This window comes from Sorangium sp. So ce381, assembly GCF_051473845.1.
Classification (GTDB): domain Bacteria; phylum Myxococcota_A; class Polyangia; order Polyangiales; family Polyangiaceae; genus Sorangium; species Sorangium atrum.
The window spans coordinates 10,265,450-10,290,417 of record NZ_CP150336.1; the positions used below are offsets into that span (position 1 = coordinate 10,265,450).

Here is a 24,968-nt window from a genome sequence, read left to right on the forward strand (position 1 = left end):
GGAGGAAACCCCGCGACGGGGAACCCCGCGCCGGCAACAGAACCTGACCTGCCGTACGAGCCCATCTGCAACCGGCAGGGACCCACGGCAAGCCTGCGCGACGTGATGCCGCTCTGAATCCGCCGGCATTCTAGGCCGCTCTCCCAGCGCGTCAATGCAAAGGACAATCCGATGTCCCAAGAAGGGTCGAGTCCCTCGGGATCGCACGCCGACCGCCGGCCGCAGGCGTAGGCGCGGGGGGTTCCGCCGGCCTGAGAGCGTCGGCGGACCGGGATGGTACGCTCCGCCGGCTCCCGGCGGCCTGGTCACGCCATGAGAATCGCGCACGTGCTCCAGCTCGCGACGTCCACCCCGATCGTAGCGCTCGAACGGGACGGAGCGCTCTACGACGTCGCGGAGCTAGAGCGCCACTTCGGGACGAAGCTCGCGGACATCCGCGGCGTGTCGGACTTTCACACGCGCGTGGTGGCGCTCCGTTGCGCCGGCCTTCACGCGCTGGATGATCGGCTGCTCAACGGAGATCGTCCCGCGTCGACGCACCTGCATCCAGCCACGATCTTGTGGCTGCCTCCCTGCGCCACCGACCGCGCGGCGTACATCCAGCTCGGCCCCTACGCGCACGGCGCCGAGCGACCCTGGTATCGGTTCGGCAACAGCCGCGCGCTGCTTGGACACGCCGCTGAGATCCCCTTCCCCCCGCTCGAGGACAGGCCCGACTACGAGCTGAACCTCGCGGTGGTCCTCGGCGAGGACCTGTGGCGTGCCACCCCGGACGAGGTGGAGCGCGCGATCGCTGGCTACACCGTGCTGAACGACTGGACGGCGCGCAGCTTGGAGGCGCGGTCGCTCGCGCGCAGGCTCCCACCGTCGGAGGCGAAGGACTTTGCAACGCAGCTCGGCCCGGTGCTCGTCACGCCCGACGAGCTCGGCTCGGTCGAGGCGCTGCGGACTCAGGTCCGCGTCGATGCCGAGACGCGTTCCTGTTCGCGCGTCGGCGAGTGGACCTTCTCGCTGCCGGAATCCGTCGCGTACATCAGCAACCACATCGAGCTGCGCGCGGGCGACGTGATCGGAGCGGGCCGCGTCTTCGGTGGAAGCGCTGATCAGCGCGTACCGTACGGCGCCAGCGTCGAGCTGCTGATCGAGCGCATCGGACGGATGACCGGCAAGCCCGTCTGCGGCCCCGCGCCGTTGCCATGGCGCCGCCGGTGAGCGGGCGCCGGCGCATCACCGCTCGGCCCGCATGGTTCTCGGTAGTTCAGAACGTACCGACGACGCCGAGGCCCATGCCGGTCGCGGTGATCACCGGGGCCGGCCGCACCGTCAGCGCCGCAGGGTTCGAAGGCTGCGCCGAGCGCGCCTCCGTGGTCATGAAGATCCCTTCGCCGACGAGACCCAGGCCGGCGAGCTGCGCGAGCCCACCGATGGCGGTGAGCGCCCCGCGAACGTACAGCGTCGCGCCGCAGTCCGGATCGTCCGCGGCGCAGCCGTTCTTGGCGAGCGCGAGCCATGGGCCAGCGATCGGGATCTTCAGCTCGCTCGCCCCAGGGACCTCCGGCCACGAGGATGCAGCAAGGAATGCTGCGCCGTAAGCGAGCGCCGTCACGGCCACCCCGCCGACGATGAGCTTCACGCGTGCCGAGGACGGCGGGTACCGCGGAGGTGCCGCCGGCTCCTCCGCACCGGCGGAGGCAGTGGCCAACACCAGCGCGGCGACGACGGCGAGGGAGGCGCACTTCATGGCGTCTTCGTTCCGGAAGCTCCCGCGCCGGACTTCTTGGACGGCAGCTTCACGGTGTACGGGACCTCGAGCGGATCGCCATCGAACGGCAGCACGATCTCTCCGACGAAGGCGCGCTTCACGCAGGATTCGGCGGGCGTCCCCGCGAAGGGCGGCCCGACCAGCACGTCGGTCACGCGTCCCTTCTGGCCGTCGAACACGACCTTGACCTCTCCCTCGCCCGTCGGCGCGTTGGACACGACCTCGGCGCAGTTCGCCGCCTTGTCCCCTCCGCGTCGCAGGGCGATCTCCATCTGCTTTTTCTGGTCGGGGTTGAGCCCGCCCCCGCTGTCCACCGACGCGCCCGCCTCGGAGCCGGAGCTCCCCGCCTCGGCGCCGGAGCTACCCGCCTCAGCGGGCTCGGCCACATCGGACGAAGCCTTTTCGAAGTTGTAGTCTTCCCCTGCCTGCTTGGGCTTGGCGCCGGAGCATGCTGCAGCCGCGAGGAGGATGAGCGGCAAGAGCGCGCGGGTCGAATGCTGCTGGGACACGGTGTCCTCCGTTCGAACAGAGCGTGAAGGAGCGTCTGTGCGCACCCTAGCAAGCTCTCCTTTCCGAGGACAACCCCGAGCGCACACGCGCGCACCGATGAGCGCCGCCGGGGCTGCGACGACCGGTCGACCGGAGGAGGCGTCCGCGGTGGAGGCGTTGTAGAGGCAGACAGATCTCATGCCTCGACATCCCCGCCGTGCCGTCTCCGCGGTCGCGCTCGTGCTCTCGTCGATCCTGGCTCGCCCCGGCGGCTCGCAGCCGCTCGACGGCGGCACGGGTCCCGCTGACCGCTCGGCCCGCACAGCAACGCCGACCCAGGGAGCCCCCGTCACCCCGAACGCGCGCCCAGCACCCCCCGCGTCGCACGGGCCTCAAAAAATCGACCCTGACCGCGCTCGAGCGGAGGTCGAGGCGCTCGTCACCGACGTGCGCCGGTTGGGGGGACGGGTCGGCGTGCTCGCCCTCGACGTCGCCAGCGGCGCGGCTCTCGCGGCCTTCGATCAGCGCGGCCTGTACAACCCTGCATCCAACGCGAAGCTCTTCACGGCAGCCGCCGCGCTTCGCCTGCTCGGGCCGAGCTACCGCTACCTGACCGGCCTCTACGGGGAGGCGTCGAACGGAACCGTCGCCGAGCTCGTGCTCCGGGGTTCGGGCGATCCCTCCCTCAAGACGCCCGATCTCTGGGAGATGGCGCGCGCCCTGAGGGCGTCCGGCGTCCGCAAGGTCGCGGCGATCTCGATCGACCAGGGCTACTTTGACGCGCGCTACGTGCCTCCCGCCTTCGAGCAGCAGCCGGAGGAGTGGGCGGCCTTTCGCGCCCCGGTCGCGGCAGCCTCGTTGAACGCGAACGCGTTGCTCTTCACGGTGCGCCCGTCGAAGGCAGGGCAGGCTGCCTCCGTCGCGATCGATCCCCCAGGCTTCGCGGTGCTCCAGGGCACGGTGACCACCGCGAGGCGCGGCACACCGGAGAAGCTCGGGGTCCGGCTCGAACCGAGCGGCGAGCGCCTCGTCGCGCACCTCAGCGGGCACATCCCAGAGGGCGGCCGCGCGGTGAGCCTGGCGAGGCGCGTCGACGATCCCCGCCTGGTCGTAGCGTATGCGCTCAAGGAGATGCTGCTGGAGGTGGGCGTCGACGTCTCCGGCGACGTGCGGCTCGGCGGTGAGCGCCAGAAGAGGCTCCTCGTCGCCCACCGCTCGGCACCTCTCGGCGAGCTCCTCTCCGCCCTCGGAAAGGACAGCGACAACTTCTACGCGGAGACGATCTTCAAGACGCTCGCCGCAGAGAAGCGTGGGCGCCCCGGCACAGCCGAGGGTGCGGCGGAGGTGGTCGGCGAGACCCTCAGGGAGCTCGATGCTTTCGAGCAAGACGTCGTCCTGAGGAACGGCTCCGGCTTGTTCGACGCCGCTCGCGCATCTCCTGAGGCCATCGTCCGGCTGCTCCGCGCCGCGCTTCTCGATCCGGCGCTCGGCGCCGATTTCACCGCGCAGCTCGCGATCGGCGGTGTGGACGGCACCTTGCGCAGCCGCTTCCGCGGGTGGTCGAAGGAGCGCGCGATCCGCGCCAAGACGGGAACGCTCGCCTCGGTCGTGGCCCTGTCTGGCTACATCCTCGCGCCCCCTGGTCGTTCCCCGATCGCCTTCGCCGCGCTCGTCTCCGACGTGCCAGGGAAGATCGACCCCGCACGAAGGGCCATCGATCACTTCGTCGAGTCGCTCGCCGACGAGCTCTGGAAGGACGCACGCACGCCCTGAGAGCGCGGGTGGCCTCGTGTCGACCCGCTGGGCTGCGCTGGGCTCCGGCCCCTGCTCACCTCTGCGCGCCCCCACGCAGCCGCATGTTCGGGCGGCTCACGAAAAGCGGCCGCGCAGCATGACGCAGCGCGGCCGCTTCACCGACTCGTGCTGAGCTCGTCGCTCAGTAGTCGCGCATCTGCTTGCGGATCTTCCCGAGCGCCTGCTCCTGGAGCTGACGGATGCGCTCGCGCGACAGGTTGTACTTGTCGCCGATCTCCTTGAGCGTGAGCTCGTCCTCGTCGTCGAGGCCGAAGCGCCAGCGGATGATCCGCGACTCGATCGGCGTGAGCGTGGTCAGGAGACGCCGGACCTCGTCGCTCCACTTCCTGTTGGCCAGGTGATCGAACGGCGACAGCGCGTTCTCCTCCTGGAGGAAGTCGATGAACTTGCGCCCGTCCTCGTCGCCGACGGGACGATCGAGCGAGAAAGGCGTCTCCGCGTAGAAGTCCTTCACCTTGTCGAGCTTCTCGCGCGGGACCCCCGTCTCCTTCTCGAGCTCCTCGATGGTCGGCTCATGCCCCGTGCGCGCGATGATCGCCTGCGTCGCCCGCGCCACGCGGTTGTACGTATCGAGCATGTGGACCGGGATGCGGACCGCGCGGCCCTTGTCGGCCAAGGCGCGGCTGATCGCATGCCTGATCCACCACGATGCATACGTCGAGAAGCGGTAGCCACGGCTGTGGTCGAAGCGCTCTACCGCCTTCATCAGGCCGATGTTGCCTTCCTGGATCAGATCGATGAGCGGCAGGCGCCCGCGGTTGTAGCGCCGCGCGATCGACACGACGAGCCGCAGGTTGGCCTTCACGAAGCGGTTCTTCGCGTCGTGCTGCGCCTGGAAGGTCCGCTCGACCCGATCGAGGTAACGCCGGTAGGAGCCAGACATCGGGAGCCTCGGCCGCGTGGGGCGGGTCTCCTCGGGATCGCTCACGTCGTCCTCGAAGTCAGGCTCGCGCACGAGATCGCGCGCGATGGTGAAGGCGCGCGCCATCCAGAGGCGATCCGAGTCAGGCAGGCGGACGGCCGCTGCGAGCTCCTCGGAGAGCTGGGTCCACGGCTTCTCCTGCTCGGCGAGCAGCTTCCCCTTCTGCTTCTTCGCCAGGCGAACGAGCTTCTGCATCTCCGCGATCTGCGGGGCCTTCACCTCGTCCTCACCCGCCTTGGCGACATCCTCCTCGAGCGCGGTGAGGATGTACTCGGCCGCAGGCAGGTAGGAGAGCAGGGCCACCCAGTGCTCCACCTCCGTGCGCTCGACAGCCCGCGCGGTGTCGAGCTCCTCGTCCGGCCCCATGACGGGGTGGAGCGCCATGTCGCGGAAATAGCGGGCGAGCATCGAGTCACCGCCCCCGTCCTCGACATCCTTCAGCTCCCGATCCTGGTTCCTCGCGCGCTCGGGCTGAGGCAGCCGATCGAGCGGTCCAAGGTCCAGATCGATGAAGTCAGCCGCCCGCTCCTCATCGAGGATCTCGGCCGGGCGGGGTCGCACGACCGTCTCCTCCGTCTGGTCGTCATCCAGAATGCCGAGCGCTGCGATTTCCGGCGTGGCCGTCCCACCCTGAGCGAGCGGGTCGCCCTTCACTACAGTGGCGTTGCTCTTGGTCGACCTCATGGCGGCTCCCTCCACGGTGGTAGCTCCTTGAAAGTGCGAGCGCGGCGACTGGTTGTCCCCGAATTCTTCGACCTCGGAGACCTCCAACTCGGTGGTCTGCGATGCCCCCCGCCGGGGAGCCGATGCGGTCTCGGCTCCCTGCGAGCTCTTGGATGCCGCGAGCCGCGCAGAGGCACCTACAGCAGAGGACTTGGCGTTTCTCCGCGCAGTTTCTGGACGGCGGGCGGTCGACGTGCTCATCTTGGTCTTTGTGTCGGCGTTCACTTCTAAACGGCTGACCTTGCGAGATTGAAATGTCCCGCCACCTTTTGAGGGCAGGCGAGACGATTTCGTGCCAGACAGAGGAGAGGAGCTGACCGAAGGAGCCCCTGTTGAAACTGGCAACCGCTGGTGCTTTCTTTTGATTCCGGTCGAACTCTTCTCATCTGAGGCAGGTCTGCTCTTGCAGAATGATGCTCCTGCGCCAGTCCCCGGTAGCAGCCCAGCTTCAGAAGCAAAAACAGTGCCTTTTTTAGCGTGCGTTCCTGCTTCTCCCGTTTGAGAGCTTGGCCTGGGTGCGCTATGTAGAGCGGAAGGCGCTGTCCATGTCCTGTCGAGCGAGACATTCCGCTGCGACCGAACCGAACTGCATGGCTGGGTGCGCTGTCGGGGACGCAACAACATCGGCAACCTGTTCTCCTTGGGGACACCTCGAGCTCGCAAGCGTTCCGCGGGTCGGTGGGTCCGCCCTCGCAGCTCAGGCAAGGGAATTTCGCTGCTTTTTCCAGCGTGTAGGAGTCCCGTACCTAGCCGCTGAGGCCGTTCTCTCAGTGAGCTTCGATGTTTCCTGAACCTGGGCCTCCCGATGGCAATGTCGAGCCCTCACCCGACGGACGAAGGCGGAGAAGGTTATTTTTCGCGACAGACCGCCTGGAAAGTTGGCAATTCCGGCAAATCGTTCAGGCTCAGCGGAATTTATAGCTAAGTCTGTTTCTGGAAACAGGACCTGGATCGCCCCTTAGGCTGGTCAGGCCTCGGCTGGGAACGCAGAACCCCGCGAGAGACAACGCTCGGTAGGCCAACCGTCACCGGGCTGGGCTGGGTCGGAATTTACCCTGATCGCACGATCATACGGTGCCATCGGCGGTGCGTAGCAAGTGCGCACGGAATGCACGCTGCGCATTTGCTCGGTGCCTAATCGCCTCACACTGATGACTCTGATCAGCGTCAGCGACGGCAGCCGCACGGCCTCGCCTGAGGGTTGCGCCCGAACTCTACGTTTGCGACGCAACCCGAAGGATCGCTCGCCATGGCGGCGAGTCAAATATATGAAATGTTACGACAATCGGGCACTTGCGAGGAAAGGACCGGGGCGGCCTCGGCCGATTTCGACCGTTCCGCATCGGAATGGTCGAACGATGGGCTGAAGACCGCCCGCGGAGCCGTCACTTCGCCGCTGAGGGCGAGACGAGCTTCGCCACAGCACCGAACGACGCAGGATCGTGGATCGCGATCTCGGAGAGGATCTTCCGATCGAGGGCGATGCCTGCCTTCTTGAGCCCGCTGACGAGGCGGGAGTACGTCGTACCGTTGAGGCGCGCGGCAGCGTTGATCCTGGTGATCCAGAGACGACGGAAATCCCGCTTCTTGAGCTTACGGCTGATGTAGCCGTACTCCCAGGCGTGGCGGAGCACCTCGACCGCCTGGCGGAAGCGGTTCTTTCGGCCGAGGAAGTAGCCCTCGGTCTGGTTGAGGACACGGTTGCGACGGCGGCGGGCCTTGAAGCCTCTCTTTACACGCGGCATCGGTAATCTACCTCACTGCTCCAGGGTCAGCCGTAGGGAAGAAGCAGCTTGACGCGCTTCTCCATCGCCGAATCGACCATGTCGTTCTTGCGGAGACGACGCAGACGCTTCTTGCTCTTTTCCTGCATGCAGTGGTTGAGCCCGCCCTTGCTGCGGCGAATGCGGCCGGAGCCGGTCACCTTGAAGCGCTTGGCCGCGGCGCGGTTGGTCTTCATCTTCGGCATGATGCCCTCGATCCGAATGCCTATCGCTCCCGGCGGCCACCGCTCCGAACCACCGGAGGGGCTGTTCTGCGCCGCAGGGATGCGTAGAGGGGGCGCTTTATGGCGATCCGGCGTGGGGTTGTCAAGTGTCCCGGCAGCGGCTAGGGGCCCGTCGGCGCGCCGAGGGGCCGGGGGTCAGGCCGTCCTCACTTTCCGAACACCACCCGCTGACCGAAGACGCGGTCCGCCGTCTCGCAGAACGTTCGGAAGGCCATGTACTCGGACGGCTTGATCCGGGACTTCGTGAGGGAGATCTGACTGCGGACGACGATCTTCCCCGCGGACTGCTCGATCGAAAGCGAGAACTTGCCGAAGGGGGTGTCCACGTCCTCGGGCAGCGGCGCCCTGGTGACACGCCACCCGGCGGGGATCCGGAGGGTCCATTCATCCCGGCGCGTGGTGAGCGCGGGAATGATCACGTCGCGGGTGCGCGCCGAGAGGGATGCGAACTCGGTGGCGAGGCGCTGCGTGGGCACAGCCGGGACCGACAGGCTGTCGCCCTCCCGTCGAGCGAGCGCGACCGCTCTTCCTCGAGCCCGCAGCTTCGCTGGCTGCTCGATGTCCTCGAGATCGTTCACCTCGACCCCGGCCTTCCCAGGGGCCAGCTCGACCGCCCCGAAGTCCGTGGCGAGGTCACGAGCTGCGCGGTCGCGGCGCGTCCCCTCCGCCATGTAGCGGGTCCGCCACTCCGGCGCAGACGCGCCGGCCACCTGGATGTCGACCCCGAGCTGAGCAGACCCGTCAGCGCTGACCGCGATGTCGACGGTCCGGTGCACGACCGAGGCCTCCGGAGCAGGCTCCGGCAGGCGAACGAGCTTCGGCTTGCCCTCGTTGATCTGAAGCGCCATCGCGCCGCGATCCATGATGGGAAGCTCTGTCGAGCCCGAGTGCTCCGCCGTTCCGTCGAGGTAAAGGTCGAGCGACGGCACGTACGCGATCGCGTGGTCGAACGGCGCGAGGCTCGCGGGCTCCGGCTCGATGTCGCCTCGCATGCGGGTGCGCACCAGGACGATCGTCGCTGGGATGCCGATCTCGCGGAGCATCGTGACGATCAGCGTCGCCTTGTCCTTGCAGTCGCCCCAGCCGCGAGCGAGCGTCTGCGCGCACCTCCTCGGGCGAATCCCCTCGATGCCGAACTCGAGCGCCACGTAGCGCGTCTCGGTCGCGTACTTGTAAATCGCGCGGACCTTGCTCCGATCGTCGGCGAGGCCGTTCGTGATCTCGCGCACCCGCTTGCGAACCTCATCATCCACATCGAACTGCTCTCGCGCGAGGCCCCAGTACCAGGAGCCGACCTCGTCCCAGGTCTTGAAGGTCGAGACGTGGACGTGCGCGAGGATCTCGGACCAAGCGGGCATCGCCGGCTCGGGCGCAACCGGCGGCACAGAGGCGGCGGAGAAGCGGAAGATGCGCCGCTCGGCGTCCTCCTTGGTCTCGCGCACGAGGCCAGGCAGATTGGACGCGAAGACGTGGAACTGCCTCGTCTTCGGGGTGATCAGCACGTACTCGCTGCTGGCGATCGGCTCATCCCCCTGGAGGAACTCGATCTCGCCGAAGTGATCGGCGATCTCGTTGCGGGGGCTGACGTCATCGACGCGGTAGCGCAGCTCGACCACATCGCCGGCGTTGAGCCGCGGGAAGCTGACGTAGAACGTGCGCGCCGATGTGTACATCGCGAGCGCCGGGTTGTTCGCCCCGGATTCCCCGCTCTCGATCGCCCCGTCGACCTTGCCGTCTGCTCGGTAGACCTTCGCGGCACGGAGGCTCACGGTCTGGCGATCGGCCTGGTACTCGAACGCGTACTGCCGGGCGCTCGCCGCAGCCTCGTCCGTCAGCGGCTGGAAGACGACCTGCCGGAACCGGCTCGCCAGGCCGTTCGGGAAGACGGTGGTGACCGTCAGGTTGCGCAGCGTGCGCTTGGGATACTGCCGGTCAGCGTTGCGCCGCATCGGGAGGAAGCGGTCGGGCGCCCAGGCGTAAGCCTCGTCGGCGCGCGGCTTCGGCGGCTCGATGTGCTCGATGTACTCGCGCACATCCTTCGCCTGAGGGCTGATCGCCAGGATCTGCTGCAGCATCTCCAGCTGCGCCTCCCGGTTTCCCTCCTCGCCGTAGAGGTCCGAGAGAGCGCGCAACGTTCCGATGTCTTCCGGCGCCATGGCGAGCGCGCGCTGATGGGCCGCGAGGGCGCGGTCACCCTGGCCCAGCGCGCGGTACGTGCGCGCGGCGACCGTGCGAGCCCAGACGGAGTCGGGCTCGCTGCGGAGGAAGCGCTCGATCCAGCGCTCCGCCCCGGCAGGATCGCGGCGCGCCACCGCGAGCTCGACCTGCTGGTGAAGGAAGCTCGAGTCGTCGAACCGCAGCGCGGCGTAGCGCGCCTCCATCTCGGCGGCCTCCGTGTCGCGCCCGAGCGCGCGCAGCTGCGCCGCCGAGGCGCGGAGGAGCGCGACGCTGCTCGGCTGGCGCGCGAGCGCCCGCTCCAGCGTGGCGAGCGCGGTGCGCTTCAGCCCAGCCTCCCCGTAGAGGTCCACGAGCCCGAGGACGGCCGTGACATGATCGGGATCGGACGCGAGGATGCGCTCGTAGATCGGAGCCGCCTCCCGCCAGTTCGGGCTCGTTTGCGCGAGCCGAGCCTGCGAGAGCAGGACGTCGATGTCCTCACGTCCGCCCGCGAGCGCGGCCGCGCGCTCGATCCACGCGCGCTGCTGGTTCCTGTCCTCCGAGAGCTGGCCCGCGAGCAGGTAGCGACGCACGCTCGGCTCGGCCTCGGCGGAGCGCCGCGCGAGGTCGCGCGCTCTGTGCTCCCCCTCGGCGTCACCGCCGGTGAGCATGAGGTACCGCGCGAACGCCTCCAGCATGGCGGGTGAAGGCCGAGCGGCGCTCGCGGCGCGCTCGAACGCCTGCATCGGCCCCTCGATGACAGCCGCACGCGCGGCGAGCTTCGCTCCTGAGGTTGGCCCTTCGGCCTGCGCCCGCGCCCCGCCCACGCGCCTCGCGCCATCGGCTTCGCCCTGAGGCGCCGTGACGTGGGTTCCGATGTCGGAGGTCACATCCAGATCAAGATCCGGCGCCCCCTTCTCGTTGCCGATGCGGAGCGCGAACTTGGGCGCCGACGCACCTCCGCAGACCTTGATCGTCAGGCGGTTGTAGCCGGGCCTCAGCGTCACCGGCGCGGCGAACCGATCGATGTCGAGCTCGCGGTACCCCGGATCGGCCAGGACCTTCGCGCCGTTCCAGAACAGCTTGAACGCGCCGTCTGCCCCGACCCAAATCGAGATCGGCCGAGGAGCGCGCGTCCCGGCCTTCGCGCGGACGAACGTCGTCGCGTAGCCGCAGACGCCCTCCACCGGACGAATGAAGTCGCCGAAGTCAAACCACCCGTACTGCGGCGCCTCGGGGGGCACGCGCCACCGGACCGCGCGCGCCTTGCCGTCGTACGTCCTGCCCGCGGCCATCGGCTGCGCGAGATCTTCCTCGGGCCCGAACGCCCGCTCGAAGCCCCCCTTGTTCTCGTTGTCGAACGGTCCGATCGTCGCCCAGCGGCCGATGAACCCGAGCTTTTGGATCCTCGCGACCGCTCCGTCGAGATCGCCTCGACGCCTCCGCGCGTACGCCGAGAGGAGCTCCGCATAGACCTGGGTCGGCGCGCTGGTCGCGCCAGCCTCCGCGATGGACGCGATCGCCTCCTCGACCTGCGTCGGATCCGCGCGGTCCCACGTGCGCCAGAGCTCACGTAGCGCGCCGTAGACCTCGGGGCCTCTCGCCGCGCGGACAGCCGCGTGCGCGGAGAGCACCTCGGGGTGAACCGCGCCGAGCTCCGCGCGAACATCGGCGCCGAGCGACATGGCGCACGCCAAGGCCGCCGTCCCCACGGCGAGCGCGCAGAAGGACCGCCCCCTCGTCGTCCCCTGGTTGAGCTCGATCTCACGGGGCTCGGCCCGGCTGAGCACGTCACGCATCCGAGGCGCTATCCCGTGGCCGAAGCCATCGGTCAAGCACAAGGCATGGCTGCAGAGGCGCCGCACCGGCCGAGGTCAAGGGGGTGCTGCCGACGATCCGGCGGAACGCACGCCGGCAGGAGATCGTCCCCCGAGCCGCGTTCATCGGGCGGCGCCTTCATGAGCCCGCCGCGCCGCCGGCGCCGATCCCGCGAGTTTTGTCTATCTTTTGCCGGGTACAGAGCCGGGGACAGGGCGACGACACGCAGCGCGCCCCACAGCAGCGCCCCTGGAGGAAGGCGCAGCGCTGTCCGACCGCATTCAACTCATGAAAGAGTAGCAATTTTAGATACTTACCGTGCAAACCTTCCGGGCGGCCGGGGCGGACAGGCGCCTGGAAAAGGTCCGGAACCAAGGCTCCCCTGGGGGCAGGGGGAGCGAGCTCCGTCGGGGTCCGGCAAGGCTCGGCGAGGTTCGGCCATACGATCCTCCAACTTCCAGAAAGGGCCGCCTTGCTCCGCCGCACCAGCTTCGGATAGAAACGTCCCAAGATGTACGGGAGCACGGTCGAGGAGCAGCGGCACTGCGCGCTGCGAACCGGCCATGCAAGTCCCCAAGGCAGTGAGCGTCACGCCGCGAACGTGGTACCGGTGGTAGTAAGGCAAGCCCGCGCAGCGGGAAGCCAGTTGGATGACGATGGTCGGGGACCGCACGTGCGGCGCCCGGTGATGACAAGGGCGACAGAGCCCGCAATGCCCAGGGCCCCATCGCGAGAGCGCTGGCGGAGGAACGATGGTCAACCCTCAGATGGTGATGTACGAGGAGGAATTCAATCAGATCCAGAGCGTGGTGGATCGCCTCGTCAAGGACGCCAATGCGAAGGTCGTCTTCATCGTTGACAAGAACGGGCAACTGATCGCCGCGAGCGGAGACGTCGACAACCTCGACACCACGTCGCTCGCCTCGCTGACGGCGGGGAACATCGCCGCCACGGGCGGGATGGCGAAGCTCCTCAAGGAGAACGAGTTCGCCACTCAGTTCCACGAGGGTGAAAAGGCGAACATCCACATCCAGCTGGTCGGGAACCGCGTCATCCTCGTGGTGATCTTCGACTCAAAGTCGAGCCTCGGGTTGGTGAGGCTCCGGGTGCGAAAGGCGAGCGAGGAGCTCAACCACATCTTCGAGGCGCTGCTCAAGAAGGTGCAGGAGCCGGGCGCCGACTCGCCGTTCGCCGAGATCACCGACGAGGACATCGACAACCTCTTCAACGACTAGGAGCGCGGTCGATGAGCTTCATCAATTACATGGCGCGCGAGATCAACTGCAAGATCGTCTATTACGGCCCGGGTCTCTGCGGCAAGACGACGAACCTGCAGTACATCTATGAGCGCACCAACCCGGACGCGAAGGGGAAGATGATCTCCCTCGCCACGGAGACCGACCGGACACTCTTCTTCGACTTCCTCCCGCTCGCGCTGGGGGAGATCCGCGGCTTCAAGACGCGGTTCCACCTGTACACGGTGCCGGGGCAGGTCTTCTACGACGCGAGCCGCAAGCTCATTCTGAAAGGCGTCGACGGCGTGGTCTTCGTGGCAGACTCGCAGCTCGGCCGCATCGAGGCGAACCAGGAGTCGGTGGAGAACCTCCGCACGAACCTGGCCGAGCAGGGCTACTCGCTGGACAAGATCCCGTACGTCATCCAGTACAACAAGCGGGACTTGCCAGAGATCGGCACCGTCGAAGAGCTCCGCTCGCTGCTCAACCCGACGAACGTCCCCGATTTCGAGGGGGTCGCGCGGACCGGCGTCGGGGTGTTCGACACGCTCAAGGCGGTCGCCAAGCTGGTGCTGACCGAGCTGAAGAAGGGCGGCCCCTAGGTTTCAGGGGCCGGCCCAGAAGATTCGAATCGAAGAACGGCGCCGCGAGCGAGGCCGTGGTCCCGCTCGCGCTCGGTGCAGCGATCAGGCGCGCTGGTAGATGCGGTTGCGCCGGTTGCGGTTCTTCGCCTTCAGCTTGGACCGGTAGCGCTTCGACTTGGAGCGCGTGGTCTTCCGAGGACCTTTCGACAGCATGAGGAACATGAACAGGCTCCGTTGAGGCGCCCGGCGCGGAGGCGTCGTGCCGCCGCCGCCGGTGCGAAGGGGCGGCAACGTACGGCATCACAGGGCAAAGTTCAACCGGAGAGCACCTCGGCCGGGCGACCGGCTGGTCCCGCGGCGGATAGGACAGGCCCTGGCACCGGGGCCGAGCTTTTCTGCTATCGGTGTTCTACGACGTGCGGTTCAGGACCCTCCTCTGCCTAGCCGCCGCCTCGGTGACCGCGTGCGGCGCGAGCATCAACGCGGTCTACGAGGGGGACGTACGCTTCGAGCACTGCATGGCGCTTGACTCGCTGGCCGACGTCAAGCCGACCCTGCGGCGCGCGTGCTGGGACGAGTGGCTTCAGTTCTGTACGTTCGGCCAGACGCGCGACCGTGTGGAGTACGCCACGCTGCGGGCCAGGCAGCTCAGCCACGCGAGCGATTTCGACGAAGGTGAGTGGACTCCGCCGAGCAGCCGAGCCCCTGCCGTGCCTGAGCCGACCAGCGCGCTCGCTCCGCCGCCCAGGCTCCTGACCGCCGACGTGGCCGCGACGGCGGCAGCGGAAGAGGCTCGCGCAGACCCAGACGCGAACGACGGCGGCGCTGCGCCCCCGGCGTCGAACACCGCGGAGGTTGCACCGCCGGGAGCGAAGTGCAGCGCGTCGTGCCAGGCGGACTGGAAGGAATGCCAGGACGACTGCAAATCCGCCGCCTGCGAAAAAGGATGCTCCGGCAAGTACACGCGGTGCATGCGTCGCTGCTTCTGATCGACGTGGTCTGCTCTCCGCGCAGATGCCTCACCTTGTCACACCAAGATGGCCTGGAATCTTGACCCGCGATCGAGCGTAGAGCTATCGGCGTACACGATGTCCGCTTCGCACGCGCCCAAAGAGCTCAGCAGCACGACTCCTGATCGCAACGGCACGGCGTCGCCCCTCGAGGGGCTCGGTGCGAGCGCAGGCCCCATGCGGGTGCTGCGGCCACGGCGAGCGGCGCCTGCGGACGCCGTGCGGCCGACCCGCGCCGAGGTGAACCTCGCGCACCTGCGGCACAACCTCCGCGTCCTCGAGCGAGGCCTGATCGGCGCGGAGAAGCCGCAGATCTGGGGCGTGCTCAAGGCGGACGCGTACGGCCACGGCGCGCCCGCCGTCGCACGGACGCTCGAGCGCGCCGGCATCCCCGGCCTGTGCGTCGCGTTGCTCGAGGAGGCCATCGAGCTGCGAGACGCCGGCATCCGGCTCCCTGTCCTCGTCATGGGCGGCTACTACGGCCCGCGCCGCGACGGCTTCGAGGAGATCATCGCGCGCGATCTCGTGCCCGTCGTCTACGACGCCGGCCAGATCGAGCGCCTCGCGAGCGTGGTGCGGCTCGAGCAGCGCGGTCGCGTGGGCGTCCATCTCAAGGTCGACACCGGCATGGGACGGCTCGGGGCCGCGAGCTCGGAGATCGAGGCGGTGTTCGCGACGCTCGCCAAGCACCCGGAGGTGAAGCTCGACGGGCTCATGACCCACCTCGCCTGCGCGGACGCCGACGATCTCGGCGTGACGATCGAGCAGATGCGTCTCTTCGGGGAGATCGAGCAGCGAGCGAAGAGCTTCGGCCTCACGCCGCGGGTGCGCCACGCATCGAACAGCGCGGCGATGCTGCGCCTCCCTGCGGCGTGGCTCGACATCGTCCGCCCGGGGGTCGCGCTCTTCGGCATATCGCCGTGCGCGGGGCTCGCGCCCGACCTCAAGCCGGTCATCCGGGTGCGCAGCGAGATCGTCGCGCTGCGCACGATCGCGAAGGGCGACAGGATCGGCTACGGCCACACCTGGCAAGCTTCCCGGGAGAGCGTCGTGGCCACCGTGCCGATGGGGTACGCCGACGGCCTGAGCCGCCAGCTGTCGAACCGCGGCGCCGCCCTCGTGCGCGGCCAACGCGCGCCGATCGCGGGCGCCGTGTCGATGGATCTCACGATGCTCGACGTGACGGATGTGCCGGGAGCACGCCTTGGGGATGAGGTGGTGTTCCTCGGAGCGCAGGACGGGCCGCTCGGGCGCGGCACGATCAGCGCTGAAGAGATCGCGGGGCTCACGGGGACGATCGCCTGGGAGGTGCTGACCAGCATCTCGCGCCGCGTGCCCAGGTTCTACCGCGAGCCCTGAGCGCGCGCGGCGGCGCCCGCGCTGGCGCTGCCAGCGCGAACAGGCGTGATACGCTGCTCTCCATGAAGACGGCCGTGAAGCAGCGGGCCAGCGCCTGCGGCATGCTCTTCTGCGTCGGGGCTGTGCTCGCGCTCGGCGGCGCGGCGATGACCGCGTGCGAGGACGAGGTCGCGAAGCAGCGTCCGCGCAGCGGCATCGGTCAGGGGGCGCAAGAGCCGGAGGACGGGTTCGATCCGGACACCGAAGACCCGAGCGGACCACCGGCCGCGGATGCGGGTGGGCTCTGCGGCAACCGGATCCACCAGGTCGAGATCGCCGAAGCGCCGAACATCTACTTCGTCCTCGATGCGTCAGGCAGCATGCTCAGCCCCGCGTCCGCGAGCTCGAGCGCGACCCGATACGACCGGGTCCGTGAGGCCGCGGTCGACCTCGTGCGGAACCTGGGCCCGCTGATCAACGTCGGCGCCGCCGTGTTCCCCGTGGACGCGACCGACGAGGCGCCGTGCAGGCCAGGCGGCGAGGTGTTCGCTGTCACGCCGGGGGCTCCCTTCGCAGAGGGACAGGAGGGCTCCACGACGACATCGCGGTTCCGCGCGGCGACGCGGGCGGCGCCGCTCGGCGGGACGCCTACCGCGGCGACCCTCGCGGCGCTGACGCCGAAGCTCGTCGGGCTCCCCGGAAAGACCATCGTCGTGCTCGCGACCGACGGAGGTCCGAACTGCAACAGCTCGGCGAAGTGCGACGCCAACGGGTGCATCGCCAACATCGAGCAGCAGTGCCCCGAGGAGAACTGCTGCTCGCCCTCGGGTCGCTCGGGCCCCGAAGGGTGCCTCGATCGCGACGATACGGTCGCCGCGATCGAGCTGCTCGCGGCGAGCGGGATCGATGTCTATGTCGTCGGCATCCCCGGGAGCGAGTTCTACGGCGATGTCCTCGACCAGATGGCGCTCGCCGGCGGCACGGCGCAGTTCGTCAGCCCGTTCTACTTCAAGGTGGACAACCTCGACACGCTTGGGAACGTCCTCTCCAAGATCGCCAGCATCGTCGTCTCCTGCGAGTTCGACCTGGTCGACCCGCCTCCCGAGGCGGGACAGACGAACGTCTACCTGGACGACGAGCTGGTCGCCTACGACCCGGAGAACGGGTGGCGCTGGAAGTCGCCCGCGGTGGTCGAGCTCCTCGGGGAGGCATGCACGAAGCTCAAGAGCGGGCGGGTGGGGCAAGTCCAGATCGTCTCGGGCTGTCCGACGGAGGTGGCGAGGTGAAGCGCGAGGCGACGAAGCTCTCGGCCTCGCTGATCCAGCTGACGGCCGACGCTGCGGACGACGCCGCGCTCGACGAGATCGACGCGGTCGCGGCCGCGGCGTTCGACGTGCCGCAGTTCTCCGCGCGAGAAGAGCTGCGCCGCCCCTGGACGCGCTGCTGGGTCGCGCGCGAAGAGCGGCGCGCGCTCGCCTTCCTCATCGCGTGGCACGTCGCCGACGAGCTCCACGTGCTCAACGTGGCCACTTGCCCGGCCGCGCAGCGGCGCGGGCTCGCGACGGCGTTGATGAACCGGTCGCTCGAGTATGCACAGGAGCAGCAAGTGCGGCTGATCCTGCTCGAGGTGCGCCGCTCGAACCGGGCAGCGATCCGGCTCTACAGGAAGCTCGGCTTCACCGCGATGGGGGTACGCCCTCGGTACTACAGCGACAACGGCGAGGACGCGATCGAGATGGTGCTCACGCTCGATCCAGCGACAGGCGCGGTGCAGCCAGGCCGCGACGAGATCCGCATCGAGATCTGAGCCGCGCCGCGTGGCTCAGCGCGGGCCCGCGGCAGGCGCCGCCGCGGGGAAGCGAGACACCGCGGCGAGCGGCGGCAGCCGCGCCGCCACCACCTGCATCGGGGTGAGCAGCAGCGGCCGGAGCAGCGTCTTGGCCCGCTCGTCGAAGGGCTGGAGGAGCGCGTCGGCCTGTCGCGTCGCCTCGACCAACCGATCGGCCATGAGGCGCGCATCGACGTTGGGGTTCAGATCCTCGAGGCGCTGGATCTCGTCGCGAAGAGCGCTGAGCAACGAGATGTACCTCGCCAGGGGCGTGTCCGTGATCGGCGCCGAGCCGCTCGGCGCGGCAGGCACGCCGAACTCGACGGTCCGCTTGAACTCGTCCGGCACCGAGCTCGGCCGGTTTCTTATGAGCTTCACGTTGACGGGGACCTTCAGCCTCGTCTTCTGCTCGATCTTCCGCTCGAGGTACTCCTTCCCCCGCTTGGCCAGGGCCGAGTCCTCGATCGCGCCGCGATCCCGCTTCCACTGCGTGTTGTCCTCGAGCGCTCGGATGATGCGGAGGTACGGGTAATCCGCCTGGGTGAGCGCCTGGTACGTCTCCTTCGCCTCCTTCAGGTTGGCCGGGACGCGCACGGTGAGGTCCGCCATCCAGTCGGTCCACTGCGCGATGTAGCTGGCGTCGTAGTCGGCCGCGAGGCCGTCCAGGTTCTTGCTGATCGAGGCCTCCTCGCCGGGCGCGAGGTCCACGACCCACCGCTCAGCCATCAAGCTGTCGGCGCCGCTCTCGAGCCTCTCGAGCACCGCGAAGTGCCCCCTCTCGGTGTACGGACCGTCCACCTCCTTCCAGCGCTTCTCCTTCGCGTACAGCTTGCTGCCGATGATCTTCAGCACGGCGGGGCGGTCGGCGAACATGTCGCCGAGCGTGTGCGGAGGGTACTTGCGGTTGGCGCGGCTGTTGTCACCCGTCTCGTCGTACTTCTCCTCGATGATCGCGTTGACGAAGAAGTCGTAGTACCGCTTCCGCGGTGGCACGGCCTGGAGCGTCGCGCGCACGCTAGCGACCAGATCCTCCTTGCGCGCGATCGGCGTGACCCGCTTCTCCTTGATGAGCGTCAGGTAGTACTCGACGTGCCGATCGAGCTGCTTCTTCAGCTCGCTCTCGGTGAGGTTCGAGGTCGCCCGCAGCACCTCGGCCCAGAGCGAGGTGAACCTGTCCTTCGCCCACGCGACGTCGAGGTGCTCGACGTCGCTCAGCATCAGGTACAGCTTGAGGTCGTTCCGCTCGCGGAGGTAGTGGTCACCCTTCGCGAGCTTGAGGCGATCCTCGAGCCGCTGCTTGCACGGGATCACGAAGCCGTTCTGGAGGCTCGCGACGTAGACGTGCACGAGCGGCGGGTACACCGTCTCGCCCTGGAACATCGTCCACCCCTTCCCGTCCGGCGGCCCCTCCTCGCGCGCCTTGTCGATCTCCTTCAGCCGGTCCAGCGCAGGCCCCAGCGCGGCGAGCTTCTCCGAGAGAGGTCGCGTGTCCTCCCATCGGAGCGCGCTGACGGTCCGCGCGTCCGCCTCCACGTCGCGCAGGAACGCGCGGTTGTTGACGAACGACACCACGCTGGGGATCGCGAGGATGACCCCGAGCGCCGCGGCCGCCGCGCTGATCGCGCCGCGGACGAGCCGCTGGCGCCGGATCTCGCTCGCGCTCCTCGCGGCGATGTCCCCGTCCGGGAAGACGACGTTCATGAAGACGTCGTGGAGGAAGTAGCTCTTCGACTCCACGTTCTGCTGCGCCGCGGCCTCGTGCGTTCGGATCCCCATCGCCTGGCCCATGCGCTGGAGGACCCGGTCGAGCGGCCTGCCCTCCTGCGTGCCGCTCGTGAAGTAGAAGCCGCGAAAGATGGGCGTTCCCTGGAACGCGTTGACCATGAAGACGGTCGAGACCAGATCGGAGAGGTTCCGCCGGATACCCGAGAACTCGAGCGGGAACTGGTAGACGCGCTCGCGCACCTCGCGGCTTCGCTCCATCACGAGCCGCTTCAGCGAGCGGCCGTGGATCTGCCTCGCCAGGGCGTCGAACTCGGCGTCGAAGAGCCTCCCTGGGTCGGCCTTGTCCGCGCTCAGCTTGAGCGTCGCTCCCCACGCCTGCGCGCGGTCGCTCTTGCGCATGTCGCCGAAGAACTCCGAGAAGCCCGCGATGAGGTCGCACTTCGTGAACAGGAGGTAGACGGGCAGCACCATGTGGAGCTGCGTCATCACCTCGTCGATGCGCGCCCGGAGCTTCTTCCCCATCAGCTCGATGTGCTGCTCGCTCGCGTCGATGAGATCCGCCACGCTCACGGCGACGAGGATGCCGTTGAGCGGGCGGCGAGCGCGGTGCTTGAGGAGCATCTGCAGGAACGCGATCCACTCCTCGTGATCGTCCTGCTCCGTCGTGTAGCGCCCCGCGGTGTCGAGGAGGATCGCCTCGTTGGTGAACCACCAGTCGCAGTTGCGCGTGCCGCCGACGCCGCGCACGCCGCCGCCGTTGCTCGGGTGCGCGTACGGGAAGACGAGGCCCGAGTGCTTCAACGCCGTCGTCTTCCCCGCCCCGGGCGGGCCGATGATGACGTACCAGGGCAGCGAGTAGAGCGCGGCGTTGCCGTGCTCCTTCCCCTTGCCGAGCTTCGAGCTCTTCAGGGCGCTGATGCCGCCCTGGACCTGCCGCTGGAGCTCCTGGATCTCGGCGCGGCGCTCGGGCCGCGCGTTGAGCGCCTGCTGCGCTCCTTGCTGGACGATGGCCCGCTCAAGCGCAGAGGCGGCGCGGCGCGCGTTGATCCGGCGGTACACGAAGAGCGCGATCGCGGAGAGCGCGATGACGACGCTCGTCGCGATCGGGATCGCGGTGGGCAGGCCGAACGTGAAGCACGCCGCCCACGAGATGAGGAACAACAGCCCGAAGAGGACCCACAACACGGAAGCGACGATACCACCGGTCGCCGCTCCCGGAGCACGTCCGCGCGGCGCCGCCCAGCGAGCGTGATCTGCCCGCGCGCGGCGATCCCGGCGTCAGTCGCCGCCGCGCTCGTAGTCGCCCGGGTCGAGCGCGGCGTCGGTGTCCTCGCCGGCCGCGAGCCGACGCGAACGGATCGCGTCCACGGCGATGTCGATCACCTCGAGCCGCGTCGAGGGGGCGTAGTACTCGTTTTCCGAGACCGACGGCAGCTCCGCGAGCCTGGCCGCGACCGCCTCACGATCGTCTTCCTCCAGCTCCAGCGCCGCCGGATCGCCGCTCAGGGCGTCCTCTGCGAGGTCCGGCGCGGCGTCGGCCCGATGTCCGCGCGTGAGCGCCTCGCGCACGAAGAGGACGGGGCTGAAAGCGAGGTAGACCGACCCGAACTGCACCTGCCAGTAGGTCGGATCTTCGCCATCCAGGCGCCACCACGACGCGTGCCGGCGCCGGATCACCTCGCCGAAGTAAGCGCCTGCCATGTGCGCGACCATCGGCAAGGCCTCGACCCGCTCCGACGTCGCGCCGCGCGCCTGCTCGAGGTAGTGGTCGAGCAGAGGCAAGGTCTCCGGCCGATAGTCAAGCCGTACGCCGAGGGCGCGCTCCACAAACCGCACGCACCCCTCGGCGAGATCCTCCACGGTGGACGGCGGCGGCGCGACAGGTTCGACAGCTGTAGCGGACAGCGCAGACTCGGCCGGCCGCTCCGCAGAAATCGGAGAGGTCCCTGCACCGTTCTGTTTGGTATTCATGGGCTCCACGCTATTCTTCTCCGGTGCGGGTGGCCGCTCGTCAACGTGGTCGTGCTAGGAGCGCCTCGGCAAGCTCCGCAAGGACCGTGTCCGGCCCTCGACCGTCCTCTGCAGATCCTCGGGCGCAGCGGCAGTGGAAGCACGGTCCGTCGGAGCCGACAAAGTTGACGAAGTCGACAGAGCCGATGGATTCGACGGAGCCTGCGGAACCGCCGGAGGCAACGGAGCTGACGAACCAGCCGACACAACGCCCACGAGCCGACAAAGCTCGGCGCCGGTCCAACCGGCCCGTCCGTGGATTCGGGTTTGAATTCCTAACGGAAGTCGAGGCCTTCGTGCTAAGCTCCGCCCTCGCGTCGAAATGAGACTCGGGATTTTCAGCGATACGCACGCCAACTACGAGGCGCTCAGCGCTGTGCTCGAGTCCTACCGCCACGAACGTATCGACGTTTACTACTGCCTCGGGGATACGGTCGGCTACGGCGGCTCGCCGAACGAGTGCGCCGATCTCGTCCGCAAGGTGGCCAAGAAGACGATCCTCGGCAACCACGACGCGGCCGTCGCAGGTCGGATGGACTACTCGTATTACTACGAGGCCGCCCGGCAGGCGCTCGACACCCACGCTGCGATGCTGTCCTCCGAGAACGCGGCCTGGCTCCGGAGCCTGACGTACCAGGAGAAGTTGACGGACATCAACGTCGACCTCTGCCATGGCTCACCCGTCCGGCTCGAAGAGTTCGAGTACATCTTCGCGCCGGAGCAGGCGCGCGAATGCCTCCCGATGTGGAACGAGCTCGGTCACATCACGCTGATCGGCCACTCCCACCTCTGCAAGGTGTTCGCGCTCACACCGAACAGCGTCGAGGAGCTCCCCGCGGTGGACTTCCAGCTCGAGCAGGGTCGCAAGTACATCGTGAGCGTCGGCTCGGTCGGACAGCCGCGGGACTACGACAACCGCGCGAGCTACACGGTCTACGACAGCGACACGAAGCGCTTCGAGTTCAAGCGCGTCGAGTACGACATCGAGACGGCGGCGGAGAAGGTGCTGCGCGCCAAGCTCGAGCGCAACTTCGCTCATCGCCTCTACATCGGGGTCTGAGACTCCAGGCAACGGCCGCATCTGGCGCGACCTCGGTGCGGCAGGACCAGGGGCACACGCGCGCTGGTGCGCGGACACGTCGCGCATGGCCCGATACCGACCTGGCGCTGCTACAGGGTGGCCCGAGGCGCTGCAGGCTCCGGGCGTTCGAAAGCCGGTGCCGCGCCCCCTTCAGCGGCCCCCTTCATTTCCAGGGCGGCGGGCCCGACCAGAACGGCGTGGCCGGCAATGATAGAGCAGCATGCTCGTCTGGTTGTCGGGCGGCTCCGGGGAAAAATCGCTGCGAAGCGCCGTGAGCTCGAAGCCGTTGTAGTGGAGCAGGGCTTCGAGCTCCTGCGGGTAGAACTGACGATGGGCGAGCGGCGTCATCCAGCGCTCGCCGCCGTCGACGGGCGAGAACTCCATGGAAACGAACAGGATCTGCCGGACCTTGTCGTAGTCGAACCGCTCCGTGTACCGGACGAACTCGCCAGGGCCATCCTTCGCGGGGTACCGGAACCGCGGCGTGGCATAGGCGCGATCCGGATCTCGCGCGAGCTCCGCCGGCTCGGGCATGGAAACGTCGAAGACGAGCTCGCCCTTCGGCGTCAGATGCTCGCGCGCTCGCGCGAGGAATCGCTCCACGTCCACGCGCGTGTACAGGTGCAAGAAGGCGTTGAACGGGCAGATCACGAGCGGAAAGCGGCGCCCTAGCCGCAGCGCCCGCATGTCGCCCCGCCGGAGGCTCACGCGAGAGGAGACATCGCGCGGCTCGCGTCCAAGCTGCGCGCGCAGATCGCCGAGCATCGGCGCCGACAGGTCCACGCCGGCGATCTGGACCCCCGCCCTCGCGACAGGCAGCGTGATCCGTCCGTTGCCGCAGCCGTACTCGAGCACTGGGCCCGCCGACGCGATGGCGAGGTCGACGTAGTAGCGGACGTCATCCTTCCGGCGCGCGTACGTCTTCGCGTAGTACGCCGGATCCTCGTAGTGGGCCGACGTCCCAGCCTCGAGCTCCGGATCGCGACGCTGGCCGGAGCCCGAAACATGCGCCGGCCGCTTCGTGGCCATCCCGCTCATGCCAGGCAACAGATCAAGCGGAGCGCTGGCACGGTGACGGGAGCGAGCTGCGGAACGGAGCCCCGACGGAGGCGCGCATCACCGGACGCGCGCCCTTCCGATGCGGCATCAGCGCTGGCCGCCGGCGTTCATCTGCTGGAGCCACTCGGAGACGACCTCGTGGGAGCTCCGGTGGAAGTGCACCTTGCCCGCCGCGATCTCTCGGAGGCTGGTCACGGCAGGCTTGTTCTTCGTCTTCACGAGGGCGTCCGAGCCCTTCATGAGCTGCCGCGTCCGGTTGGCCGCGAGCACGACGAGAGCAAAACGGTTTTCCTCGCGCTCGAGGCAGTCTTCCACAGTCACACGCGCCATAGGGGGGCCGAGAGTAGCTCCCCGCCCCGGCAAGCGCAAGGTACATGCCGCCCCGGCGGTCCTGCCTGCTCTGCCTGCTCTGGTTCCTCTGCTTCCTCAGCTTCCCTCCGCTTCCTCTACTCTCTCGGCTTCCTCTGGTTCTGCTTTCGCTCTTCCTCCTTGGCGGCGCGCGCTGCCGCTTGGCCCGAGCGATGGGTCACGTTGCTCGTTGCCCTCCACGCAGGTCCCGGCTACGAGGTCGCACCGTGGCCGCTGACCAGGACTCTCTCCTTCCCCCTCCCCCTCGTCCGGCCCCCGGGCTGAAGTACCGCCGCATCGTGCTCAAGCTGAGCGGCGAAGCGCTCTGCGGCGAGGAAGGGGGGTTCGGCATACGTCCCGAGACGCTCCACCACGTGGCCGGCGAGGTCGCCGAGCTCCAGCGGATGGGGGTGCAGATCGGGGTCGTCGTGGGCGGCGGCAACATCTTCCGCGGGCTGAAGGGCGCGAGCGCGGGGATGGACCGCTCCCAGAGCGACTACATGGGCATGCTCGCCACCGTCATCAACGCGCTCGCCCTGCAGGACGCGCTCGAGAAGACGGGCGTGCCGACGCGCGTGATGACCGCGATCGAGATCCGGCAGGTCGCCGAGCCGTACATCCGCCGCAGGGCGATGCGGCACCTGGAGAAGGGCAGCATCGTCATCTTCGCCGCGGGCACGGGCAACCCGTTCTTCTCGACCGATACGGCTGCAGCGCTGCGGGCCATGGAGATCCAGGCGCAGGCGCTGTTCAAGGCGACCAAGGTCGAAGGCATCTACGACCGCGATCCCGTGCGCCACGAAGGCGCGCAGATGTTCGCGCACCTGAGCTACGACCGCTTCCTCGCCGACAGGATCGGGGTCATGGACTCGACGGCGGTCACGCTCTGCCGCGAGAACAAGATGCCCATCCGGGTGTTCAAGCTCATGACCCGCGGCAACATCCTCCGCGTCTGCAGGGGCGAAGAGATCGGCACGATCGTCGACTGAGCGCGCGTTCGAGCGCTCCGCGTGCGCGACGAGCCGAGGCGTCCGCCGACGCGCCAGCCTGAACGAG

The 24,968-nt window shown here is 68.4% G+C and carries 20 protein-coding genes; 10 read left to right on the top strand and 10 right to left on the bottom strand.

Annotated features, from left to right (window positions below; all coding sequences use genetic code 11):
- The first annotated feature begins 312 nt into the window (after nucleotides 1-312).
- The gene (locus WMF29_RS38480; RefSeq protein WP_437325077.1) at nucleotides 313-1,212 is read left to right on the top strand and encodes a fumarylacetoacetate hydrolase family protein; all 900 of its coding nucleotides are present in this window, start codon (nucleotides 313-315) and stop codon (nucleotides 1,210-1,212) included.
- Between the two features lie 46 nt (nucleotides 1,213-1,258).
- Here the strand turns inward: WMF29_RS38480 and WMF29_RS38485 are convergent, their stop codons facing one another.
- Together WMF29_RS38485 and WMF29_RS38490 are read right to left on the bottom strand one after the other, a co-directional pair.
- Entirely contained in the window at nucleotides 1,259-1,741 is a 483-nt protein-coding gene (locus tag WMF29_RS38485) for a hypothetical protein (protein ID WP_437325078.1), read from the bottom strand.
- Nucleotides 1,738-2,271: a hypothetical protein gene (locus WMF29_RS38490; protein ID WP_437325079.1), complete on the bottom strand. Its 534-nt coding sequence runs from the start codon at nucleotides 2,269-2,271 to the stop codon at nucleotides 1,738-1,740. Before WMF29_RS38490 ends, WMF29_RS38485 begins: the two co-directional genes overlap by 4 nt.
- A 178-nt stretch (nucleotides 2,272-2,449) precedes the next feature.
- On the opposite strand from WMF29_RS38490, the gene dacB reads away from it, so the two are divergent.
- Nucleotides 2,450-4,024, top strand: a complete 1,575-nt coding sequence (dacB, locus tag WMF29_RS38495) for a D-alanyl-D-alanine carboxypeptidase/D-alanyl-D-alanine endopeptidase (RefSeq protein ID WP_437325080.1) — start codon at nucleotides 2,450-2,452, stop codon at nucleotides 4,022-4,024.
- A 163-nt stretch (nucleotides 4,025-4,187) separates the two neighbouring features.
- On the opposite strand, the gene WMF29_RS38500 is transcribed toward dacB, so the two are convergent.
- From WMF29_RS38500 to WMF29_RS38515, 4 genes are all read right to left on the bottom strand, one after another.
- Entirely contained in the window at nucleotides 4,188-5,672 is a 1,485-nt protein-coding gene (locus WMF29_RS38500; RefSeq protein ID WP_437325081.1) for a sigma-70 family RNA polymerase sigma factor, read from the bottom strand.
- A gap of 1,424 nt (nucleotides 5,673-7,096) precedes the next feature.
- Nucleotides 7,097-7,456 carry a 50S ribosomal protein L20 gene (rplT, locus tag WMF29_RS38505; RefSeq protein ID WP_437325082.1) on the bottom strand — a complete coding sequence of 120 codons (360 nt, stop codon included), beginning with the start codon at nucleotides 7,454-7,456 and terminating at the stop codon, nucleotides 7,097-7,099.
- A 26-nt stretch (nucleotides 7,457-7,482) separates the two neighbouring features.
- Nucleotides 7,483-7,680, bottom strand: a complete 198-nt coding sequence (rpmI, locus tag WMF29_RS38510; protein WP_012239854.1) for a 50S ribosomal protein L35 — start codon at nucleotides 7,678-7,680, stop codon at nucleotides 7,483-7,485.
- 185 nt (nucleotides 7,681-7,865) lie between these two features.
- Nucleotides 7,866-11,675, bottom strand: coding sequence for a DUF3857 domain-containing protein (locus WMF29_RS38515; RefSeq protein ID WP_437325083.1), 3,810 nt, complete (start codon nucleotides 11,673-11,675; stop codon nucleotides 7,866-7,868).
- A 771-nt stretch (nucleotides 11,676-12,446) separates the two neighbouring features.
- Between WMF29_RS38515 and WMF29_RS38520 the strand changes: the two genes are divergently transcribed.
- The 6 genes from WMF29_RS38520 to rimI all read left to right on the top strand — a co-directional run bounded on the left by WMF29_RS38520 (nucleotide 12,447) and on the right by rimI (nucleotide 17,668).
- Nucleotides 12,447-12,929, top strand: a complete 483-nt coding sequence (locus WMF29_RS38520) for a roadblock/LC7 domain-containing protein (RefSeq protein WP_012239856.1) — start codon at nucleotides 12,447-12,449, stop codon at nucleotides 12,927-12,929.
- An 11-nt stretch (nucleotides 12,930-12,940) separates the two neighbouring features.
- Nucleotides 12,941-13,531: a GTP-binding protein gene (locus WMF29_RS38525; RefSeq protein WP_012239857.1), complete on the top strand. Its 591-nt coding sequence runs from the start codon at nucleotides 12,941-12,943 to the stop codon at nucleotides 13,529-13,531.
- Nucleotides 13,532-13,917: 386 nt separating this feature from the next.
- A complete protein-coding gene (locus tag WMF29_RS38530) occupies nucleotides 13,918-14,502 on the top strand; it encodes a hypothetical protein (protein WP_437325084.1) in 585 nt (194 codons plus the stop codon).
- 99 nt (nucleotides 14,503-14,601) lie between these two features.
- Nucleotides 14,602-15,882, top strand: coding sequence for an alanine racemase (gene alr, locus WMF29_RS38535; RefSeq protein WP_437325085.1), 1,281 nt, complete (start codon nucleotides 14,602-14,604; stop codon nucleotides 15,880-15,882).
- Between the two features lie 62 nt (nucleotides 15,883-15,944).
- Complete coding sequence (locus tag WMF29_RS38540; RefSeq protein WP_437325086.1) at nucleotides 15,945-17,147, top strand: vWA domain-containing protein; 1,203 nt, start codon at nucleotides 15,945-15,947, stop codon at nucleotides 17,145-17,147.
- Entirely contained in the window at nucleotides 17,144-17,668 is a 525-nt protein-coding gene (gene rimI, locus WMF29_RS38545; protein WP_437325087.1) for a ribosomal protein S18-alanine N-acetyltransferase, read from the top strand. Before WMF29_RS38540 ends, rimI begins: the two co-directional genes overlap by 4 nt.
- Nucleotides 17,669-17,683: 15 nt before the next feature.
- On the opposite strand, the gene tssM is transcribed toward rimI, so the two are convergent.
- Both tssM and WMF29_RS38555 read right to left on the bottom strand, forming a co-directional pair.
- On the bottom strand, nucleotides 17,684-20,599 hold the full coding sequence (tssM, locus tag WMF29_RS38550; protein WP_437325088.1) for a type VI secretion system membrane subunit TssM: 2,916 nt from the start codon (nucleotides 20,597-20,599) through the stop codon (nucleotides 17,684-17,686).
- Between the two features lie 93 nt (nucleotides 20,600-20,692).
- Nucleotides 20,693-21,196, bottom strand: coding sequence for a hypothetical protein (locus WMF29_RS38555; RefSeq protein WP_437325089.1), 504 nt, complete (start codon nucleotides 21,194-21,196; stop codon nucleotides 20,693-20,695).
- Between the two features lie 550 nt (nucleotides 21,197-21,746).
- Here WMF29_RS38555 and WMF29_RS38560 point away from each other — a divergent pair.
- The gene (locus WMF29_RS38560) at nucleotides 21,747-22,484 is read left to right on the top strand and encodes a metallophosphoesterase family protein (protein WP_012239864.1); all 738 of its coding nucleotides are present in this window, start codon (nucleotides 21,747-21,749) and stop codon (nucleotides 22,482-22,484) included.
- A 171-nt stretch (nucleotides 22,485-22,655) separates the two neighbouring features.
- On the opposite strand, the gene WMF29_RS38565 is transcribed toward WMF29_RS38560, so the two are convergent.
- Both WMF29_RS38565 and rpoZ read right to left on the bottom strand, forming a co-directional pair.
- Complete coding sequence (locus WMF29_RS38565; protein WP_437325090.1) at nucleotides 22,656-23,543, bottom strand: class I SAM-dependent methyltransferase; 888 nt, start codon at nucleotides 23,541-23,543, stop codon at nucleotides 22,656-22,658.
- 108 nt (nucleotides 23,544-23,651) lie between these two features.
- Entirely contained in the window at nucleotides 23,652-23,894 is a 243-nt protein-coding gene (gene rpoZ / locus WMF29_RS38570) for a DNA-directed RNA polymerase subunit omega (RefSeq protein WP_044966694.1), read from the bottom strand.
- 245 nt (nucleotides 23,895-24,139) lie between these two features.
- Here rpoZ and pyrH point away from each other — a divergent pair, with 245 nt between their 5' ends.
- Nucleotides 24,140-24,901, top strand: a complete 762-nt coding sequence (gene pyrH / locus WMF29_RS38575; protein WP_080599110.1) for a UMP kinase — start codon at nucleotides 24,140-24,142, stop codon at nucleotides 24,899-24,901.
- The last annotated feature ends 67 nt before the right edge of the window (nucleotides 24,902-24,968 follow it).